The following is a 19,936-nucleotide window of genomic DNA, read 5'->3' on the forward strand; positions in this document are numbered from 1 at the left end:
TGAGCAACGAGAAAGACGCGAGGGAGAGTTTAGCATCGCGCTCTGCATGCGTTGGCGCGTGGGTGCCCATAAAGCACGACGCCGTTGCGGCGGGCGAGATACCCGGCGAACGGCGTCGTTCGAAGCATGAAGCAAACGCGTTTAGGCGCGTTCGTTCTGCAAGCCTCGCTTGATCCACGCACCGAGGTTGTGCGGACGCACCGTGTCCCACTCCTCGAACGGCTGATGAATCCACGGATTCGTTTCGAGAAACTGCACGTGATAATCGGGCTTGACCTTGGAGCAGCCCTTGTACCAGAGCACGGCCGAGCGCACGGCGGTGATCGCCGGATAACGCTCTTTCAAATGCTCCTGCACACGCGCCAGCGTGACGCCCGAATCCACCAGATCGTCCACCAGCAGCACGTTGCCCGACAGTTCGCCGCGCGTCATGGTGATGTATTGCGCGATGTCGAGATCGCCCTGCTCCGTGCCCGCCGCTTCGCGATACGAACTCGTCGCGAGAATCGCGAGCGGCAGATCGTAGATGCGCGAGAGTTGATCGCCCACGCGCAGGCCGCCGCGCGCCAGACACAGGATCTTGTCGAACTTCCAGCCCGACTCGTGCACCTTCAGCGCGAGCAGTTCGATCAACCGGTGATATTCATCCCAGTTGACCCAGAGGTTCTTGTCGTCGTTACGCGGGTCGGTCATCGCGATCATGATGAGGCTCTTTCAATTGCAAACTACGGTTATATACGCAATGTGGCCGCGTATTGGAAATAGGCGGCCACATTCTTTACTGCATCCGGTTCATGGGCTGAAACGCGTGCGAGATTCGCGCGGGCTCAGACCTTGAACGGATGACGAAGCAGGATGGTTTCGTCGCGGTCCGGTCCGGTCGACACCATGTCGATCGGCACGCCGGCCACGTCCTGCACGCGCGTGAGATAGGCGCGCGCGTTTTCCGGCAGCCCGTCCCATTGCGTGATGCCGATGGTGCTCTCCTTCCAGCCACCGAAGGTCTCGTAGACCGGCTCGCAACGCTCCACTTCCGATGCACCGCGCGGGAGGATATCGACCTGCTTGCCGTCGAGCATGTAGCCCACGCACAGCTTCACTTCGTCGAGACCGTCGAGCACGTCGAGCTTGGTGATGCACAGCCCCGAGATGCCGTTGATCTGAATCGAGCGGCGCAGCGCGGCAGCATCCAGCCAGCCGGTACGGCGCGGGCGTCCCGTGACCGAGCCGAATTCCTTGCCGACTGTCGCGAGCGTCAGGCCCACTTGCTCCTGGCGTTGCGCGTTGTCGGCATCGTACAGTTCGCTCGGGAACGGGCCGGAACCCACGCGCGTGCAGTACGCCTTGGTGATGCCCAGAATGTAGTTCAACCGTTGCGGCCCGATACCCGCGCCCGAAGTCGCCGCGCCCGCCACGCAATTGCTCGACGTGACGTACGGATAGGTGCCGTGATCGATATCGAGCAGCGTGCCTTGCGCGCCTTCGAACAGCAGATTGCGGCCGGCGTGGTTTTCGTCGTAGAGACGGCGGGACACATCGGTGACCATGGGCGCGAGGCGCGGAGCAAAGCCCAGCATGGTATCGAGCGTTTGCTGATAGTCCACCGCTTCCGCGCCGAGGTACTGCGTCAGCACGAAGTTATGGAAATCGAGCACTTCGCGCAGACGTTCCGCGAACACGGCTTCGTCGAACAGATCCTGCACGCGCAGACCGCGACGGCCGACCTTGTCTTCATACGCCGGACCGATGCCGCGACCGGTCGTGCCAATCTTGCCCGCGCCGCGACGCGTCTCGCGCGCCTGGTCGATGGCAACGTGATACGGAAGAATGAGCGTGGCGGCTTCGGAAATGAACAGACGCTTTTGCACGTCGATGCCCGCCGACTCCAGCTCGTCGATTTCCTTGAACAGCGCTTCGGGCGACAACACGACGCCGTTGCCGATGTAACAGGCCGTGCCGGCGCGCATGATGCCCGACGGGATGAGGCGAAGAATGGTTTTCTTGCCACCGATGATGAGCGTATGCCCGGCGTTGTGGCCGCCCTGGAAGCGCACGACGCCCTGGGCGTGGTCCGTCAGCCAGTCGACGATCTTGCCCTTGCCCTCATCACCCCACTGGGTGCCCACCACGACGACATTGCGCCCTGGGTTCACATTCACTGCGCTGGCAGACATGTTGATTCGTTAGCTGGTTAAAAACGTATTTTACCTAGGTTCCCGCGAGGTTCCGAATTTTTCGGGATACGTTTCGTGGTTGGATTACGTGACGCCGATAGGCGCCTTCGATAGCGTTCAGCCGCGCGGCTCGACGCTCCATGTGCCGTCACGCTCGACCAGCACGCGGTCGAACGCGAATTCTTCCTGATCGTGTTCGTGGCCGGGCAGCGCCTGAATCACGACTTCGCCGGCATCGCGAAGCGCGAGGATGGCGGCGCGCAACGGTTCGTCATGTTTCCACGGCGCGAGGATCGCGCTGCCGCGTGCATCGACGGGGGAAATGCGCGCCACTTCGCGCAGATCGAGCGAGAAGCCGGTCGCCGGACGCGCGCGGCCGTAGGCGAGGCCCACGTCGTCGTAGCGTCCGCCGTGCGCGACGGCGTTCGGCACGCCATCGACGTAGCCGGAGAACATCACGCCGCTGTGGTACGCGTAGCCGCGCAGATCGGCGAGATCGATCATGACTTCCGCGCCTTCGACTTGTGACGCGAGGAACGCGAGATCATCGAGCGCGCGCGCGATCACCGGCAGATTCGGCAGACGCCCACGGGCGCTGGTGAGCACGGAAGCATCGCCGTAAAGCGACGGCAGCGCGCGCAAGGCTTCACGCGGCACCTGTCCCAGATGCGCGGTGAGTTCGTGCACGCGCGGCACGTCCTTGCTGGCGAGCGCGTCGTACAACGCTTCACCGAGCGATGCCGCCGCCGGTTCCAGTTCCAGCAGCGCGGCCAGCACGCCCGCGTGCGCCAAATCCAGACGCACTTTCGTCAGACCCGCGAGATGCAGCGAATCGAGCATCAACTGTTGGATTTCGAGGTCCGCTTCCAGTCCCGCATGACCGTATATTTCCGCGCCGATCTGAATCTGCTCGCGCGTCGCGTGCAGGCCGCGCGGCCGCGTGTGCAGCACCACGCCCGCGTAACACAAACGCGTCACGCCCTGACGATTCAGCAAATGCGCGTCGATGCGCGACACCTGCGGCGTGATGTCCGCGCGCAGGCCGAGCGTGCGGCCCGATAACTGATCGACCAGCTTGAAGGTGCGCAGATCGAGATCGGAACCACCGCTCGTCAGCAGCGATTCGAGATATTCGAGCATCGGCGGCATCACCAGTTCGTAACCGTACGTGCGGAAACGATCGAGCAGGCGGCGGCGCAATTCTTCGATCTTGCGGGCTTCCGACGGCAGGACGTCGGCGATATTCTCGGGAAGTAACCAGGTGGACATCGAAACGTTTCCTACGGGGCGCGCGGCGCATCGGAGGCCGCGCATGGGAAAGATTAAGCGAATGAGCGGATCAGGTGGCGATCAGCAGCAGGATCAACCCGAGCACCATCGCGACCAGTCCGCCGATGCGGATATGGTGCGGCGGCCGTTCGGCGATCCTTTTGAACGTGTCACGCCACGCCGTGGGAAACACGAAAGGAAACATTCCTTCGATGATCAACATCAACGCAAGTGCGAGCAGTAACGTCTCGAGCATGTCTCAGGAGAAAGAAGGCAGCGCGCCCGCATGAACACGGGCGCACGACGCGGGCAGGATCAGCGGCGTGCCGTGGCGGCGTTCGCGGAATTGTCCGCGCTGGCGCCGCCGTTGGGTCCGCGCATGAATCGGAAGAAGTCGCTGCTCGGATCGACCACGATCACGTCGCCCGGCTTGAACGTCTTCTTATACGCTTCCAGGCTCTGATAGAACTGGTAGAACTGCGGATCGCGCCCGTATGCGTCGGCCGCTATGGCCGCTGCCTTGCTGTCTCCTTCTCCTTTTATGGACTGCGCCTGGCTGTATGCATCCGCGAGAATTTGTTGCTGCTCGCGTTGCGCGTCTGCCTTGATTTTGTCTGCTTGCGCCGTGCCTTGCGCGCGCTCGTTCGCCGCTGCCTGCTGGCGGGCCGCGATCATGCGCTTGTACACGGAATCCGCCACCGCCGACGGAAAGTCGATCCGCGTCATTTGCAGATCGACGAGTTGCACGCCGAACGCGGCTGTGGCGCTTTCCACCGACGTCTGCGCTTCGGCGGCCAGCGCCTGCTGCGTGCCGAGCGCATCGACCAGCGTGCGTTTCGCGAAGCTGCTCGCGAGCGCGGTGCGCGCCAGCCCGGTGATGCGTTCCTCCGCCGACTGCGTGTTCTTCTCGTTGCTCTCGAACAGCTTGAGCGGATCGATCACCCGATACTTGATGACCGTGTTCACCAGCACTTCGTTCTTGTCCGACGAGTTGAAACGGTCCGCGCCGGCTTCGTCGATGGTCAGCGTGCGCGTGTCGATCAGCGTGAGCGTCTGGAACGGCGGCGGGAGCTTGAAATGCAGGCCCGGACCTTCCTGACGCGCTTGTCCGTCGCCATGTGACGCGACGATGCCGGCATGCCGTTCGTCGATGGTGAAGATCATCGACGAGCCGATGAACAGCACGATCACGACGGCGACGATGAGCGCAATGATTCGATTCATAAGTTCGCGCTCCTCACTGCAGGTCGTCTTGGCGGCTGCGCGAGCGGAACGCATCGCGCGAGCGCAGCGGATCGCCCGCATTCGCATTGCTGGCGGCGCTCGCGTGCGCGGCGACAGCGGCTGGTGCGGATGCCGCACCCGGTGCACGCGCCTGCGGCTCGGAAGCGGCTGCGGGCGCACTGGCGCCGGCCGGTGCTTCCGCTGCGTCCTTTGCCTGCTGCTGACGGTTCGCCTCGACCAGCTTGTCGAGCGGAAGATACACCACGTTGTTGCCAGCCTTGCTGTCCACGAAAACCTTCGTGGCGCGCGAGTAGATTTGCGTCATCGTGTCCAGATACATCTGTTGGCGGATGACCGCGGGTGCCTTCGAATATTCGTCGTAGACCTGCTTGAAGCGTTCGGCGTCGCCCTGCGCCTGCGTAACTTCGCGATTGCTGTAGGCGGTGGCTTCATCGATCATTTTCGACGCGTCGGCCTTGGCGCGCGGGATCAGCTGATCGGCATAGGCCTGCGCGGTGTCACGCGCGCGTTCGTTGTCCTGACGCACGCGCGAGGCTTCCTCGAACGCACTCTGAACCTGCGACGGAACCTGCACGCTTTGCACCGTGACGCCGGTCACCTGAAGGCCGGTGCGGTAGGCATCGAGCGAACCTTGAATGGATTCGGCCAGACGCGCGCGCAATGCTTCGCGGTCCTTGTAAAGCAGATCGTCCGTGCTGAGACCGCCCGCGATCTCGCGTACCGCTGCCTGCGCGGCCTGCATCACGCTATCGTCGGCGTTGACGCTGCGGAACAGGAAGTCGGTGGCGGAGCGGATCTGATATTGCACGGCGAAGCGGATATCGACGATATCGGCATCGCTCGTGAGCATGGAGGCGTCGCGCACGTTGCCTTGCGAGAGCGCCGTGCCGCGCCCGATTTCGACCGAACGCACCTGCGAGGTATCGACGATATCGTGCGACTGGAACGGATACGGCAGACGCCAGTGGATGCCCTGCTGGACCGTCTGACGATACTGGCCGAACTGCGAGACCACGCCGACATGCCCGTCCTGCACCACGAACACGCCGCTGCCGAGGTAGATCGCAATCAGCACGCCGATGACGATGCCCGCGCCGATGCGCGTGCCGCGCCCGTTGTCGCGCGGCGCGCCGTTGCCGGGCTTCTTGCCGAACACGCCCGCGATGCGGCGATTGAAGTCGCGCCACATCTCGTCGAGATCGGGCGGGCCGTCGTCATTGCCGTTACCGTTGGGGCGCTTGTTGTCCTGCGGGCGCTTCGTGTCGTTCTTCACGCCATTGCCGTCGCCCCGGCCCCAGCGCGGATCGTTGATCGAAAAGACAGCAGACAAAGGCTGCCGGGAAGTCCGCTCGTTGTAGTCGTTCACTCGGTGATTCACCATTAGACAACCGGATCGATGCCGGGTCCGATGCAACGCGGCGCCGTTCAGGCACCGTGCTCGGGAACGTTATGGACGTCGCGCTCATCGGCTGGCCGCTGGTCCTGCGGCCGTGCGTTCGCGACGTGTGTCTCTTCTGACCCGGACTGCGTGGGATTCGTTCTTTCGGCGGCCTCGTGCGGATCGCCAAATTCGGCGAGCACACTGGGTTGGCCCAGGCCGGTATCGGCTTCTTCCGCCGATGCGATTTCGGCGATGGCAGCACGCAGCGCATCGAGTCCCTGACCCGTGCGTGCGCTCACGAAAACGCGCGAAATATTACCATACTCGTCCCTTTCAACCGCCTCGTCACGGGCCGCGAGTTCGGGCACCGCATCGATCTTGTTGAACACGAGCACCTGACGGATGGAGTCCGCGCCGATACTGCGCAATACCTCGTTCACCTGATCGATCTGATCGAGACGCACGGGGCTGGATGCATCGACCACGTGCAGCAGGAGATCGGCGTGGACGGTTTCTTCCAGCGTCGCGCGAAATGCGGCGACCAGTTGGTGCGGCAATTCGCGGATGAACCCGACCGTGTCCGACACGACGACATGCCCCGCGTCCTCGCCGAGATACACGCGGCGCGAAGTGGTATCGAGCGTGGCGAACAGTTGATTGGCCGCATACGCCTGCGCCTTGGTCAGCGCGTTGAACAGCGTGGACTTGCCCGCGTTCGTGTAGCCGACGAGCGACACGGACAGCGTGCCGCGCCGCACCCGCTGACGCCGCTGCGTGCCGTGCTGACGACGCAGCTTGTCGAGCCGCGACTTGAGCGCCTTGATGCGTTCGCCGATCAGCCGGCGGTCCGTTTCGAGCTGCGTTTCGCCCGGACCGCGCAAGCCGATGCCGCCCTTCTGGCGTTCGAGGTGAGTCCACGCGCGAATCAGGCGCGTCGACAAATACTGAAGTTGCGCGAGTTCGACCTGCAGCTTGCCTTCGTGACTGCGGGCGCGCTGCGCGAAAATATCGAGGATGAGACTCGTGCGATCCACCACGCGACGATTCAGCGCGGTTTCGAGATTGCGCTGCTGCGCCGGCGCGAGCGCGTGATTGAAGATGACGAGTTCGACGTCGTTCGCTTCACAGGACAGGCGCAGTTCTTCGACCTTGCCCGAGCCAATGAACATTTTGGCGTCCGGACTGCATCGGCGGCCGGTGAGCGTGACAGCGGGATGGGCGCCCGCACTTTCTGCGAGCAGGCTGAGTTCTTCGAGACTGGCTTCGAAATCGATTTTGCCGAAGTCGATGCCGACGAGCGCTGCGTTGATCAAATTGATGAAGTTCTGGTTTTGAAGCGACCGGCGAGTTGCTCAATATTCGAGTTCGAGAGGGCAAGAATGCGCCGGTCGCGACATGGTTTAGGACGATTCAGCGTCCGGGTGGAAATTCACCGGGCGGGCCGGCACGACCGTGGAAATGGCGTGCTTGTAGACCATCTGAGTAACCGTATTACGGAGCAACACGACGTACTGGTCGAAAGATTCGATATTGCCTTGAAGCTTGATGCCGTTCACGAGATAGATCGAAACCGGCACGTGCTCTTTACGCAGTGCGTTCAAAAACGGGTCTTGTAACAATTGCCCTTTGTTGCTCATAGCAAACTCCGTGATTTTTTTGCAGGTTGGAAGTATTGTCGGCGAAGAAAAAGAGATCGGACGACAATCGCTACACTATAGCTGATTTTCGATAATTTACGTTTCAGGCGCCGGCCAGGCCGAATGGCCGATGCCCCTGAAACCCTTGTTGCGCGCGGCTTTCAGTCCTTGTCCGCATAAGGATTCTTGCTTGAACGGAACTCGATGCGCAATGGCGTTCCGACCAGTTTGAACGCATCGCGAAAACGACCTTCGAGATAGCGTTTATAAGTTTCCGTCACGGCATCGAGCGCATTACCGTGCACGACGATGATGGGCGGATTCTGCCCGCCCTGGTGGGCATAGCGCAGCTTTGGCCGAACCGGACCGCGGCGGCGCGGCTGTTGAAACTCCACCGCTTCGATGAGCACACGCGTGAGTTTCGGCGTCGGTAATTTGGCCATGGCCGCGGCATAAGCTTCATCCACCGATTTCATCAATGCGCTGATGCCGGTTTTCTCGAGCGCCGAAACGTAATGAAATTTAGCAAAGTCCAAAAACTTGAGCTTGCGGGCCAGTTCGGACTTGGTGCGCTCGCGCACATGCGGGTCCAGGCCGTCCCATTTATTTACACCCACGACCAGCGCCCGGCCTTGCTCGACCACGAAGCCCGCGATATGCGCGTCCTGCTCCGAAATGTCCTGCTGAGCGTCGAGCAGCAAAATCACCACGTTTGCATCCGAAATGGATTGCAGCGTCTTCACCACCGAAAACTTTTCGATCGCCTCGAACACCTTGCCGCGCCGGCGCAAACCCGCCGTGTCGATCAGGGTGTACTTGCGGCCACTTCGCTCGAAATCAACATAAATCGAATCGCGCGTCGTGCCCGGCATGTCGAACGCGATCACGCGCTCCTCGCCGATCAGCGTATTCACGAGCGTGGACTTGCCAACGTTCGGACGCCCGACGATCGCGATCTTGATGCCGTGCTGCGCCTTTTCTTCCTCGCTTTCTTCCGGCTGACCGGCATAGGCGACATCGAGCGCATCGTTGATCATCTCGGTCACGCCGTCGCCGTGCGCGGAAGAAATCGCGCGCGGATCGCCCAGGCCGAGTTCGTAGAAGTCCGCCGCGACCGCCGAATACTTCATGCCCTCGGCCTTGTTGACGACGAGAAACAGCGGCCGGCCGGTCTTGCGCAGATAGTCCGCGATCGACTTGTCCTGCGGCGCGAGCCCGTTGCGTCCATCGACGATGAACACGACGACGTCCGCCTCCTCCACCGCCTGACGCGTCTGGCGCGCCATTTCGTGCAGGATGCCGTCCTTCGCGACCGGCTCGAAGCCGCCCGTATCCACGACCAGATACGGACGCTCGCCGCCGACGCGGCCTTCGCCATAATGGCGGTCGCGCGTGAGGCCCGGCAGGTCTGCGACGAGCGCATCGCGCGAGCGCGTCAGCCGGTTGAAGAGAGTCGATTTCCCCACATTGGGGCGCCCGACGAGGGCAATCACGGGTTTCATCAGATGTTGTTCAAGGTTGAACGCGAGGCGGTAGCGGCTCGCTTGGACTCGAGCCGCAAGCTCGGGCCGCGCGGGACTGCGCCTTCGAAAATTAGCATGGATTCGGCCTGCGGCACGCACGGTGCACATCGGACAGGCCTGCGGCGCGTCTGGCGCTCTGCATGAGATGCGCGCGATGCCGCTTCGATTTCGTTCAGTTCGGTTCGCTTTTTTCGGGTCGGCTGCGGCGGCGACCGTCTTGTTCTCTTTCGCGCGAGCCACATTGCCAGCTTGCGCCGCCGCATTCGGGGCATGACGCCCGTCTACCCGTTTTTCTTTCAACACCGCGCGCGGGGCAAACCGCCGCGCCGCGTTTATTGCTTTGCGACCACTCGCCCTTAATTGCTCGGACGGAAGCCGTAGAGGTCGCCGTCATGCGTCTGCACGACCAGCGTGCTGCCCGCCAACACAGGCGCCGCCGTGATGGCGCTGCCATCCGTCTTCATGCGCCCGACCAGTTCGCCGTTGTCCGCGCTCAGGAAATGCACGTAGCCTTCGAAATCGCCGACCACGACGGCGCGGCCGAGAATGTACGGCACGCTCAGATCGCGGTTCTTCAGCTTGTCGTTCTTCCAGAGCGGCGTGCCGTCCGTCGCGCGGAAGGCGTTGACGACCGACCAGTCATCCGGTGCTGCGACCGTTTGTTCGTCCTGCGCGAGACCGCTGTTGCTCGAATAGTTGCGCTGCCAGTCCGGACGGCCCGTGTTCGCATCGAAACAGCCGATTTTGCCCTGGAACGTCACCGCGCACGTCTGCGCACCGACGAGGCCCGGCGCGCCGGTCACGTCGTTGATACGCTCGACTTCCGTCACGCCCTTCGGATACGACACCGGCGCCTGCCAGTAGGCATCGCCCGTTTGCAGGTTGATGGCTGCGAACGCGCCGCCCGGGAAGCCCGCCAGCACGGCCTGATTGCCCGCGAAGGTCATGCCCGCCGAGACGCGCAGATTCAAAGGCACCGCGCGCAACTGGAAGATCCACTTCTGCTCGCCGGTCTGCGCGCTGTAGGCCACCACCTTGCCGTCGATGGTGCGCACCACCACGAGATCGTTGCCGACCAGCGGCGGCGAGATGATTTCACCCGGCGCGGTTGCCGTCCACAGCAGCTTGCCGTCCTGACCGAGCACATCGACCTGGCCCTTCAGCCCGCCGACCGCCGTCAGATTGCCGTCGCTCCCCGCGCCTGCGGACAGATCGTCCTTGAGCTTGACGCGCCAGACATCTTGCCCCGTCTTGGCGTCGATCTTCGCGACCGTGCCATTGGCGCCCGCAGCGTACACATAGTCGCCCACCGCGACCGGCGAGAACAGATAGCGTCCCGCCTTGCCGACGCTCGCCTTCCAGGCTTGATTGACGGTCAGCACCGGCTTGAATTCAACGAGCGGCGTCGGCGTGCGGCGTTCATCCTTGGAGGACGAGCAGGCAGCCAGCAGGACGGTCATCGCGCAGGCGAGCGGCACGGCGTAGCGTTTCAAAAATGTCATCGATGGGCGCAACATGAGAAATTGGATTCGGTTGATTGGCGCCGCCGCTTGTCGCCTCGAGGGCGATGCGCGGCGGTTCGCGGGCTGATGCCGGACGTAGGCGGTGGCTAATGCGTGATCGTCGTATCAGCCGCCGAGCGCATCGAGCTTGAACTGGATCAACTGGCGCGCGGTCGTGTCGTTCTGCGGCAGCGTGTCGAGCGCGACCTTGTAGGCCGAACGCGCATCGTCTCGCTTGCCTTGCGCGGCGAGCAGATCGCCACGACGATCCGCGATGACACCCTTGAACGCATCGAGCGGTTGATCGGCGAGCAGCTTCAGACCCGCGTCGTAGTTCTTCTCGTCGAGCAGCACGAGCGACAGACGCAGCTTCGCGATCTGCTTGTACTCGTCGTCCTTCGCGTGATCGATGGCCCATTGCAACTGCGCCTTCGCGCCATTCGCGTTGCCCGCCATGTAGAGCGCCTTCGCCGCGGCGAGCGCGCCCATTTCCGCGTAGGCCGTGCTGCCGAACTTGTCTTCCATGTCGGCGGCCGCGCGTGCGATCAGCGCCTGATCGTTGCCGTTGACGGCTTCCTGAAGATGATCGTAGAGCACCGATGCTTCGGCGGCCTGACGACGCTGCCAGTAATTCCAGCCGTTATAGCCCGCCATGATGACGAGCGCGATGAGCACGACCCAAGTCGTCGTGTTACCCCATCTGCTCCACCAGGCCTTTACGCTTTCCAGTGATTCTTGTTCGTCGTGATAGCTCATCGTCCAGCTGATCCTTCCTGCGTTTCAATCCCCTCGACGTGTGCTGCGCGCGATGTCGTTGCATCAATGCGCGCAAGCCCGTGCCCGAATTCAGGCAGCCTCGTCGTCGGCGGATGCAACCATCGCATTGATTAGATAATCGGTCAAGTCTTCCGCCGGAACGTTGACTTGTTCGTTCTTTTGACCATCGGCCGTTTCGGCGCCCGCGCGGCGCAGCGGCTTCACGCCGATCGTGCCTTGCGCGAGTTCGTTTTCGCCGAGCACGACCGCGAAGGCCGCGCCGCTCGCGTCGGCCTTTTTCATCTGCGACTTGAAGCTCGCGGCCGTGCCGTCCGGGCTGCAATGCAGGATGACGTCGAGTCCGGTATCGCGCAGACGCTCGGCCACGATAAACGCTTGTTCCGCCGCCGCTTCGCCCTGATGCACGACGTACACATCCGTGCCTTCGTCTTCCGGCACGAGCTTTTCTTCCTTCAACAATTCGAGGATGCGCTCCACGCCCATCGCCCAGCCGCACGCTGCCGTCGGCTTGCCGCCGAGTTGCTCGATCAGCGGATCGTAACGACCGCCACCGGCCACCGTGCCTTGCGCGCCGAGCTTGTCGGTCACCCATTCGAACACAGTGAGGTTGTAATAATCGAGGCCGCGCACGAGACGCGGATTGATCGTGAACGGAATGTTGTTCGCCTTCAGCAGACGTTGCACGCCATCGAAATGCTTGCGCGATTCCTCGCCGAGAAAATCGACCAGCTTCGGTGCGTTCTGCGCGATCTCCTGCATGGCCGGATTCTTCGTGTCCAGCACGCGCAGCGGGTTCGTGTAGAGACGGCGTTTGGCTTCCTCGTCGAGCGCATCGACGTGCTTTTCCAGATAGGCAATCAGTTCCGTGCGATGCGCCGCGCGCTCCTCCGGCTGACCAAGCGAATTCAGTTCGAGGCGAATGCCGGTGAGCCCGAGGTCGTCCCACAGACGCTGGCACATCATGATGATTTCGGCGTCCGTATCAGGTCCGGCAAAGCCGAGCGCTTCCACGCCCACCTGATGAAACTGGCGATAACGCCCGCGTTGCGGCCGCTCGTGACGGAACATGGGGCCGATGTACCACAGCCGCTTCGGGCCGTCGTACAGCATGTTGTGCTCGATGCTCGCGCGCACCACCGCCGCCGTGTTTTCCGGGCGCATCGTCAGATGCTCGCCGTTGAGCGCATCGGTGAAGCTGTACATTTCCTTCTCGACGATATCGGTCACCTCACCGATGCCGCGCGTGAAAAGCTGCGTGTGCTCGACGATCGGCGTGCGGATATTCTGATAGCCGTATGCACGCAGCATCGACTTCACGGTGGATTCGAAGAAGTCCCACAACGCGGCATCCTGCGGGAGGATGTCGTTCATGCCCTTCACGCCGCTCAGTTTTTCGAGCTTTTTCTTCTGTTCAGTCATCTGTCTTTAAATGGATGCCGCGGATGTTTCTTCGCGCTTGCCGTACTTGCGCTCGACGTAGTCGCTCACGATTTGCTGGAACTCCACCGCGATATTTTCGCCGCGCAGCGTCTTCACCTTCACGCCGTCGATGAACACCGGCGCCGCCGGATTCTCGCCCGAGCCCGGCAAACTGATGCCGATATTCGCGTGCTTCGACTCGCCCGGCCCGTTGACAATGCAGCCCATCACCGCGACGTGCATCTTCTCGACGCCGGCGTACTTCTCGCGCCAATCAGGCATGGACGTACGCAGATAGGTTTGAATCTGCGAAGCGAGTTCCTGGAACAGCGTGCTCGTGGTGCGCCCGCAGCCGGGGCACGCGATGACCATCGGCGTGAAGGAGCGCAGACCCATGGTCTGCAAGATTTCCTGTCCGACGACGACTTCGCCCGTGCGCGCGCCTCCCGGCTCCGGCGTGAGCGAGATACGAATGGTGTCGCCGATGCCTTCCTGCAAGAGAATCGACAACGCCGCCGTCGACGCGACGATGCCCTTCGAGCCCATGCCCGCCTCGGTCAGCCCGAGATGCAGCGCGAAGCTGCAGCGCTTCGCCAGTTCGCGATACACGGCGATCAGATCCTGCACGCCGCTGACCTTGCACGACAGGATGATCTTGTCGCGCCCCAGTCCCAGTTCGACCGCGCGTTCCGCCGAGCCGATGGCAGACTGAATCAGCGCTTCATACATCACGCTTTGCAGTTCCCACGGTGTGGAGCGCGCGGCGTTTTCGTCCATCATGCGCGCGAGCAGGTCCTGATCGAGACTGCCCCAGTTCACGCCGATGCGCACCGGCTTGTCATAGCGGACCGCCGTTTCGATCATTTGCGCGAATTGCGTGTCGCGCTTGGCGCCCTGTCCGACATTGCCCGGATTGATCCGGTACTTCGACAGCGCTTCGGCGCAGGCCGGATAGTCGCGCAACAACAAATGGCCGTTGTAATGGAAGTCGCCGACGAGCGGCACCATCACGCCCATACGGTCCAACTGATCGCGGATGTGCGGCACTTCGGCCGCCGCTTCCGGCGTGTTCACCGTGATGCGCACGAGTTCGGAACCGGCTTGCGCGAGTTCCTTGATCTGGATCGCGGTGCCGATGGCGTCGGCGGTGTCGGTGTTGGTCATCGACTGGACGCGCACGGGTGCGTCGCCGCCGATGGTCACGAGTTGGCCGCCCCAGCGCACATCCACCGCGTGCGACGAACGGCGCGCGAGCGGGCCGCCGAAAACCGGTTCGGTCGAACAAATCTTGCTGCTGATCAGGGATTGAGCTTCGGATTGCATCGAAAAACCCTTTGGCAATCGGGACGCCGCTACAGGCGTCGAGTTGCGCATGTGGAACCTCGAACGGACATCGCGACATGGCGCCGCGATGCCCCTGACTAATCCACGCGTCCGCCCGATGCGCCTCGCTTCAAGGCAGCGTCAGACGCGCGACATTTCCTTTCGCGCCGGTGTACTTCTTCGCATCGACGGGCTGGTCGTCCACCGCGATCGAATCGACGCCTTTCGCGTTGCCGACGGTCACTTTGAACGGCGCATCGCCCTGCACGCGCTGGGTGCTGCCCGCCTGCACGAGACCGGAGAACAACTCCCGGCCATCCTTGCCGCGCACGCTGAACCAGCTATTTTCCTTCACTTTCAACTCGATGGCGTTCGCGCCCGTGCCGGCCACTGCCGCGCCGGATGCGCCCGCCACTGGCGCGGATGCCGCCTTCGCCGCTGCTGCAACAGGAGCGCTGGCACTCGCCACCGCCGACGCAGCCGGCAGCGCGTTGGTGCCGAGCGGACGCGGCATCGGCTGCTCGTTGGGCGATGCCGCCACTTCCGGCAGCGAGGACGCTTCGCCCGTGTTCGCCGCGGCGGCTTCGTCCGGCGTCGCCGATCCGGCGCTTGTCGCGGTGCCGCCATTGTCGCCCGACGACGATGTATTCACGCCCGCCGTCGATTTGAAGCGCGCAAGCCATGCAGCGGAGTCCCCGCCGGTATGCCACATCGCGAGCGCTGCGAACACCGCCACGATGGCCGCGATGCCCCACAACCACGAGCGCTTGCGCCCCGACGAACTGCCAAGCGGCACGGACACGCGCGAACGCGGCAAACCTGCGCCGCCCGATTCCGGCACCTTCAAATTGTGCTCGACGCCTCCGCCATCACGGCGAAACGCCTGCGTGAACGGCGCCGGATCGGCACCCAGAATCTTCGCGTAACTCCGCACGATGCCCGCCGCGAACGTGCGGTCCGGCATCTGACTGATATCGCCGGCTTCGAGCGCCTGCAACTTGTTCGGCGACACCTTGAGTCTCGCCGATACATCGTCCAGCGACCACGCCTTCGCCTGCCGAAGCTGCGCCAGTCGAACGCCGACGGCTCGAATCGAATCCAGCGTCCCCGCGTGGATTTCGTTCGATGCCGCCCCTTCGACGCCCGTGCGAGCGTCGCGCTGACTGCCCGACGTCTCGCCGGTATGACTGCCGAAAGGCGCCGGGTGCTGCGGCTCACTCATGCCAATTTCCTCGATTCGATTTTTGTATATGTAGCGCGCTTGCGCCGCCGTACGTTAAAACCACGTGAACGATACAGCCCCGGCGCCATTGCAGACCGCTTTATAACAAAATGTTCGGCTTTGCGCGCCGTCATCGAGCGCTTGTCGCGCTTTATGTCGATTTTTCTTCGTTACGCGCAGGCGCGCATGCGCATCCTGCCGCCCGTTTACACCGCGCGTACTTCGATGATCTTGCCCGCCGTGCGTCCCATGCGCTCGGCCAGCCGCGTACGATCCTGCACTTCGCCCGCCAGTTGCCCGCAGGCCGCGTCGATGTCGTCGCCGCGCGTCTTGCGCACGGTCGTGACGATGCCGGCATCCATCAGCACTTGCGCGAAACGCTTGATCTGATCGTTCTTCGAGCGCGTGAGGCCCGATTCCGGGAACGGATTGAACGGGATGAGATTGAACTTGCAGGGCACATCGCGCGTGACGGCGAGCAGTTCGCGCGCGTGCGCCTCGGTGTCGTTCACGCCATCGAGCATGCAATATTCGAACGTGATGAAATCGCGCGGCGCCACCTTCAGATAGCGCTGGCACGCCGCCATCAGTTCGCGCAACGGATACTTCTTGTTGAGCGGCACGAGCATGTCGCGCAGCGGATCGTTCGGCGCATGGAGCGACACTGCCAGCGCCACCGGCAAATCGGCCGCGAGCCGGTCCATCATGGGCACGACGCCCGAGGTGGACAGCGTGACGCGCCGGCGCGACAGGCCATAGGCGTTGTCGTCGAGCATTAAACGCATGGCGGGCACGACGGCATCGTAATTGAGCAGCGGCTCGCCCATGCCCATCATCACGACATTGGTGACGACGCGCTCGCCCTTGCCCGGCCCGCCGACTTCGCGCCCGAGCGATTTGCGCAGCGCGAATTCCGCCATGCGCAATTGACCGATGATTTCGCCGGTCGTGAGGTTGCGGGAAAAGCCCTGCTTGCCCGTCGAACAAAAGCGGCAATTTACCGCGCACCCGGCCTGCGACGACACGCACAGCGTGCCACGCGTTTCTTCCGGGATATACACGGTTTCGACCGCGTTGCCATTGCCAACGTCGATCAGCCACTTGCGCGTGCCGTCGGTGGAAACGTGGTCGCGGACGATATCGGGCATCGCCATATTGGCGCGGCCCTTGAGTTTTTCACGAAGCGATTTCGCGAGGTCCGTCATGCCGTCGAAGTCGTCGGCGCCGAATTGGTGGATCCATCGCTGCAACTGCTTGGCGCGAAACGGCTTTTCGCCCAGGCTGCCGCAGTACGCGACGAGCCCGGCGGCGTCGAGATCGAGAAGGTTGACGGTGGAGCTGCTCGTCATGTCGAGTTCTGCCATTCAGATTGCGAAGCCCGTGAGCTTCATTTTGAGCCTGCACGGGACCGTTCGCGCCATGTCCTGCTTTTTTGTACCGCTATTCTTGTCTTGCGTCGAGGCGCGTTGTCGCGGCGATTCCGGACCGCCGCGACGACCGACGTTCTTAACGCGAGTAGACGTTCACTTGCGGGAAGAAGAACGCGATTTCCTGCGCAGCCGTTTCCGGCGCATCGGAACCGTGCACTGCGTTCGCGTCGATGCTGTCGGCGAAGTCGGCGCGGATCGTGCCCTTGTCGGCCTTCTTCGGATCGGTCGCGCCCATCAGTTCGCGATGCTTGGCGATGGCGTTTTCACCTTCGAGCGCCTGAACCACGACCGGGCCCGAGATCATGAATTCGACGAGGTCCTTGAAGAACGGGCGCGCGGCGTGCACGGCGTAGAACTTTTCCGCATCAGCACGCGAGAGATGCACCATGCGCGAGGCAACGATCTTCAGGCCCGCGTTTTCGAAACGGGTGTAGATCTGGCCGATGACATTCTTAGCCACTGCGTCCGGCTTGATAATCGACAGGGTGCGCTCGATCGACATGAAAAACTCCAAAAAATGAACGGTTTACGGATTAAAACGAATCGACAATTGTAGCACGAAGCAATGTATGATTGCGATTGAAACCTTACGGCTTCGTAAGCATCAAAGCATGCGTGGGCGAGCTTCAGCCGTTGCCGGAAATTTGTTCCGGCGCCATTGAAATCGCCGCGCGCGCGGGTCATATTAGGGAACGAAGTCCGCTTTGCAAGCGCTGCTGCAAAGCGGGCCGATCGGCCTAATAATGGCTTAAGTCGCGCACCCTACCATTCATCTGTGACGGATGTCGCTTCAGAAACGACAGACAATTGGAGCAAGGAGAAAACATGAACGAATCACCCTACAGCTTTGGCCGCAACGGCAGCGTCACCTCGGTCGAGACGCGCAACCGCGTGCTGCGCAATACGTATTGGCTGCTCGCGCTCTCGATGGTGCCAACGGTGCTCGGCGCGTGGGTGGGCGTGGCCACAGGCTTCTCGCTGTTCGCGGCTACCAGCCCGGCCATGAGCTTCATCGCGTTTCTGGCAATCGCGTTCGGCTTCATGTTCGCCATCGAGAAAACGAAGAACAGCGGCATGGGCGTGGTCGTCCTGCTCGGCTTCACGTTCTTCATGGGGCTGATGCTCTCGCGTCTCCTGAGCTTCATCCTCGGTTTTTCGAACGGACCGCAGCTCATCATGATGGCGTTCGGCGGCACGGGCGTGATCTTCGCGGCCATGGCGACCATCGCCACCGTCAGCAAGCGTGATTTCTCGGGCCTGGGCAAGTTTCTGTTCATGGGCGTGATCGTCATTCTGCTGGCGAGCGTCGCGAACATCTTCCTGCAACTGCCGGCGCTCATGCTGACCGTCTCGGTGCTCGCCATCGTGATCTTCTCGGCGTACATGCTGTTCGACGTGCAGCGCGTGGTGAACGGCGGCGAAACGAACTACATCAGCGCGACGCTGGCGATCTACCTCGACCTTTACAACGTGTTCACGAACCTGCTGGCGCTGCTCGGCATCTTCGGCGGCAACCGTAACTGATCGAACGGATCGCTGCTGCTTCAAACGAAAAAACCGGCTTTCGAGCCGGTTTTTTCATGCGCGCGCGTTTCAGAGAAACGGCTTGGCGATTCAATCCCGCTCGAACAACGCGATCGATTCGACGTGCGACGTATGCGGGAACATGTTCACCACGCCCGCGCCCTTCATGCGGTAGCCGGCTTCGTGCACGAGCAGACCGGCATCGCGGGCGAGCGTCGCGGGATTGCATGACACGTAGACTATGCGCTTCGGCAAGAACGCCTCGTCGCCGCTCTGCGCGAGATCGGCCAGCGCCCTCGACACCGCGAGCGCCCCTTCGCGCGGCGGATCGATCAGAAACTTGTCGAATGCGCCGAGCGCGCGCATGTCGTCGGCGGTCACTTCGAACAGATTGCGACACGCGAACGACGTATGCGCATCCACGCCGTTGAGCTTCGCGTTTTCGAGCGCGCGTGTGGTGAGCGCCTCGCTGCCTTCGATCCCGACCACTTCGCGCGAACGTCGCGCGAGCGGCAGCGTGAAATTGCCGATGCCGCAAAACAAGTCGAGCACGCGGTCGTTTGGCGCTGGCGCGAGCAGACTCAGCGCGCGAGCCACCAGCACGCGGTTGATCTGGTGATTCACCTGCGTGAAGTCCGTCGGCTTGAACGGCATGCGGATGTCGAATTCCGGCAGCGTGTAGGCCAACTCGCGATCGAGCGGATAAAACGGATAAACGGTGTCCGGGCCTTTCGGCTGAAGCCAGAACTGAACATTGTGTTCATCGGCGAAAGTGCGGATGAGCGCTTCGTCGGCTTCGGTCAGCGGTTCGAGAATGCGCAGCACGAGCGCGGTCACGTCCGAACCCACCGCCAGTTCGATCTGCGGCATCCGGTCGCGAATCGAAAGTCCCGCCACCAGATGACGCAGCGGCACGAGCATCGCGGAAACGTGCGGCGGCAGCACTTCGCAACTCGTCATGTCGGCGACGAAGCTGCTCTTGCGCTCGTGAAAGCCCACGAGCACGCCGCCCTTCTTCTCGACATACCGCACCGTCAGCCGCGCGCGATACCGATAGCCCCACGACGGCCCGTGAATCGGCCGGAACATGGTTTCCGCGCGCAGTTTCGAGAGATGCTGAAGGTTGTCTTCCAGCACGCGTTGCTTGACGGCAATCTGCGCGCTTACTTCGAGATGCTGCATGGAGCAACCGCCGCACGTACCGAAGAACGGGCACTTCGGCCGCGCGCGAATCACCGCTTCGCGCAACACGCTCACCACCTGCGCCTGCTCGAAACTCGGCTTCTTGCGGTAGCTCGAATAGCTCACCCGTTCGCCCGGCAGCGCGCCTTCGACGAATATGACCTTGCCCGGCTCGCCGTCCTCGTTGACCGTGCGGCCGACGCCGCGCGCGTCCATGTCGAGCGAGTCGATTTCCAGTTCCGGCGCGATGAACGAAGCATCGGGCGTGACGGTTCTCGCCGGCGCGGCGCGGCGGCGATGCGATTGTTTTCGGGCGGCTTCAGACACC

Annotated in this window: 18 protein-coding genes; 1 reads left to right on the plus strand and 17 read right to left on the minus strand. The window is 62.6% G+C overall.

What is annotated here, in order from left to right; translation table 11 throughout:
• Positions 1–141 precede the first annotated feature (141 nt).
• From ACZCWR_RS12020 to ndk, 16 genes are all read right to left on the minus strand, one after another.
• Entirely contained in the window at positions 142–702 is a 561-nt protein-coding gene (locus tag ACZCWR_RS12020) for a phosphoribosyltransferase (protein WP_487300989.1), read from the minus strand.
• A gap of 125 nt (positions 703–827) precedes the next feature.
• Positions 828–2,174 carry an adenylosuccinate synthase gene (locus ACZCWR_RS12025; RefSeq protein WP_487300990.1) on the minus strand — a complete coding sequence of 449 codons (1,347 nt, stop codon included), beginning with the start codon at positions 2,172–2,174 and terminating at the stop codon, positions 828–830.
• Between the two features lie 117 nt (positions 2,175–2,291).
• Complete coding sequence (locus ACZCWR_RS12030; RefSeq protein ID WP_487300991.1) at positions 2,292–3,443, minus strand: ATP phosphoribosyltransferase regulatory subunit; 1,152 nt, start codon at positions 3,441–3,443, stop codon at positions 2,292–2,294.
• Positions 3,444–3,513: 70 nt separating this feature from the next.
• Complete coding sequence (locus ACZCWR_RS12035; protein WP_487300992.1) at positions 3,514–3,699, minus strand: DUF2065 domain-containing protein; 186 nt, start codon at positions 3,697–3,699, stop codon at positions 3,514–3,516.
• Positions 3,700–3,758: 59 nt separating this feature from the next.
• Positions 3,759–4,667, minus strand: a complete 909-nt coding sequence (gene hflC / locus ACZCWR_RS12040; protein ID WP_487300993.1) for a protease modulator HflC — start codon at positions 4,665–4,667, stop codon at positions 3,759–3,761.
• A 13-nt stretch (positions 4,668–4,680) separates the two neighbouring features.
• Positions 4,681–6,054, minus strand: a complete 1,374-nt coding sequence (hflK, locus tag ACZCWR_RS12045; RefSeq protein WP_487300994.1) for an FtsH protease activity modulator HflK — start codon at positions 6,052–6,054, stop codon at positions 4,681–4,683.
• A gap of 59 nt (positions 6,055–6,113) precedes the next feature.
• Entirely contained in the window at positions 6,114–7,382 is a 1,269-nt protein-coding gene (gene hflX / locus ACZCWR_RS12050; RefSeq protein ID WP_487300995.1) for a GTPase HflX, read from the minus strand.
• A gap of 87 nt (positions 7,383–7,469) precedes the next feature.
• On the minus strand, positions 7,470–7,706 hold the full coding sequence (gene hfq, locus ACZCWR_RS12055; RefSeq protein WP_006999489.1) for an RNA chaperone Hfq: 237 nt from the start codon (positions 7,704–7,706) through the stop codon (positions 7,470–7,472).
• Between the two features lie 161 nt (positions 7,707–7,867).
• A complete protein-coding gene (gene der / locus ACZCWR_RS12060; RefSeq protein ID WP_487300996.1) occupies positions 7,868–9,208 on the minus strand; it encodes a ribosome biogenesis GTPase Der in 1,341 nt (446 codons plus the stop codon).
• Between the two features lie 377 nt (positions 9,209–9,585).
• Positions 9,586–10,731 carry an outer membrane protein assembly factor BamB gene (gene bamB, locus ACZCWR_RS12065; RefSeq protein WP_487300997.1) on the minus strand — a complete coding sequence of 382 codons (1,146 nt, stop codon included), beginning with the start codon at positions 10,729–10,731 and terminating at the stop codon, positions 9,586–9,588.
• Positions 10,732–10,857: 126 nt separating this feature from the next.
• Positions 10,858–11,487 carry a tetratricopeptide repeat protein gene (locus tag ACZCWR_RS12070; protein ID WP_487300998.1) on the minus strand — a complete coding sequence of 210 codons (630 nt, stop codon included), beginning with the start codon at positions 11,485–11,487 and terminating at the stop codon, positions 10,858–10,860.
• 90 nt (positions 11,488–11,577) lie between these two features.
• Positions 11,578–12,927 carry a histidine--tRNA ligase gene (gene hisS, locus ACZCWR_RS12075; RefSeq protein WP_487300999.1) on the minus strand — a complete coding sequence of 450 codons (1,350 nt, stop codon included), beginning with the start codon at positions 12,925–12,927 and terminating at the stop codon, positions 11,578–11,580.
• Positions 12,928–12,933: 6 nt separating this feature from the next.
• Entirely contained in the window at positions 12,934–14,250 is a 1,317-nt protein-coding gene (gene ispG / locus ACZCWR_RS12080; protein ID WP_487301000.1) for a flavodoxin-dependent (E)-4-hydroxy-3-methylbut-2-enyl-diphosphate synthase, read from the minus strand.
• Positions 14,251–14,380: 130 nt separating this feature from the next.
• Positions 14,381–15,472 carry a RodZ domain-containing protein gene (locus ACZCWR_RS12085; RefSeq protein ID WP_487301001.1) on the minus strand — a complete coding sequence of 364 codons (1,092 nt, stop codon included), beginning with the start codon at positions 15,470–15,472 and terminating at the stop codon, positions 14,381–14,383.
• A gap of 206 nt (positions 15,473–15,678) precedes the next feature.
• Positions 15,679–16,821 (minus strand): dual-specificity RNA methyltransferase RlmN, encoded by a 1,143-nt coding sequence (gene rlmN, locus ACZCWR_RS12090; protein WP_487301002.1) that lies wholly within the window; start codon positions 16,819–16,821, stop codon positions 15,679–15,681.
• A gap of 157 nt (positions 16,822–16,978) precedes the next feature.
• The gene (gene ndk / locus ACZCWR_RS12095) at positions 16,979–17,404 is read right to left on the minus strand and encodes a nucleoside-diphosphate kinase (RefSeq protein WP_487301003.1); all 426 of its coding nucleotides are present in this window, start codon (positions 17,402–17,404) and stop codon (positions 16,979–16,981) included.
• A 323-nt stretch (positions 17,405–17,727) separates the two neighbouring features.
• Here ndk and ACZCWR_RS12100 point away from each other — a divergent pair, with 323 nt between their 5' ends.
• Positions 17,728–18,426 (plus strand): Bax inhibitor-1/YccA family protein, encoded by a 699-nt coding sequence (locus ACZCWR_RS12100; RefSeq protein WP_487301004.1) that lies wholly within the window; start codon positions 17,728–17,730, stop codon positions 18,424–18,426.
• Positions 18,427–18,516: 90 nt separating this feature from the next.
• On the opposite strand, the gene rlmD is transcribed toward ACZCWR_RS12100, so the two are convergent.
• The gene (rlmD, locus tag ACZCWR_RS12105; RefSeq protein WP_487301005.1) at positions 18,517–19,935 is read right to left on the minus strand and encodes a 23S rRNA (uracil(1939)-C(5))-methyltransferase RlmD; all 1,419 of its coding nucleotides are present in this window, start codon (positions 19,933–19,935) and stop codon (positions 18,517–18,519) included.
• Between the last annotated feature and the right edge of the window lies 1 nt (position 19,936).

The organism is Caballeronia sp. A2-2 (assembly GCF_057612605.2).

Excerpts from the sequence above, each read along its gene's own strand:
- ACZCWR_RS12020 (WP_487300989.1), bottom strand. The coding sequence starts at position 702 with ATGATCGCGATGACCGACCCGCGTAACGACGACAAGAACCTCTGGGTC.
- ACZCWR_RS12025 (WP_487300990.1), bottom strand. The coding sequence starts at position 2,174 with ATGTCTGCCAGCGCAGTGAATGTGAACCCAGGGCGCAATGTCGTCGTG.
- ACZCWR_RS12030 (WP_487300991.1), bottom strand. The coding sequence starts at position 3,443 with ATGTCCACCTGGTTACTTCCCGAGAATATCGCCGACGTCCTGCCGTCG.
- ACZCWR_RS12035 (WP_487300992.1), bottom strand. The coding sequence starts at position 3,699 with ATGCTCGAGACGTTACTGCTCGCACTTGCGTTGATGTTGATCATCGAA.
- hflC (WP_487300993.1), bottom strand. The coding sequence starts at position 4,667 with ATGAATCGAATCATTGCGCTCATCGTCGCCGTCGTGATCGTGCTGTTC.
- hfq (WP_006999489.1), bottom strand. The coding sequence starts at position 7,706 with ATGAGCAACAAAGGGCAATTGTTACAAGACCCGTTTTTGAACGCACTG.
- der (WP_487300996.1), bottom strand. The coding sequence starts at position 9,208 with ATGAAACCCGTGATTGCCCTCGTCGGGCGCCCCAATGTGGGGAAATCG.
- bamB (WP_487300997.1), bottom strand. The coding sequence starts at position 10,731 with ATGACATTTTTGAAACGCTACGCCGTGCCGCTCGCCTGCGCGATGACC.
- ACZCWR_RS12070 (WP_487300998.1), bottom strand. The coding sequence starts at position 11,487 with ATGAGCTATCACGACGAACAAGAATCACTGGAAAGCGTAAAGGCCTGG.
- hisS (WP_487300999.1), bottom strand. The coding sequence starts at position 12,927 with ATGACTGAACAGAAGAAAAAGCTCGAAAAACTGAGCGGCGTGAAGGGC.
- ispG (WP_487301000.1), bottom strand. The coding sequence starts at position 14,250 with ATGCAATCCGAAGCTCAATCCCTGATCAGCAGCAAGATTTGTTCGACC.
- ACZCWR_RS12085 (WP_487301001.1), bottom strand. The coding sequence starts at position 15,472 with ATGAGTGAGCCGCAGCACCCGGCGCCTTTCGGCAGTCATACCGGCGAG.
- rlmN (WP_487301002.1), bottom strand. The coding sequence starts at position 16,821 with ATGACGAGCAGCTCCACCGTCAACCTTCTCGATCTCGACGCCGCCGGG.
- ndk (WP_487301003.1), bottom strand. The coding sequence starts at position 17,404 with ATGTCGATCGAGCGCACCCTGTCGATTATCAAGCCGGACGCAGTGGCT.
- ACZCWR_RS12100 (WP_487301004.1), top strand. The coding sequence starts at position 17,728 with ATGAACGAATCACCCTACAGCTTTGGCCGCAACGGCAGCGTCACCTCG.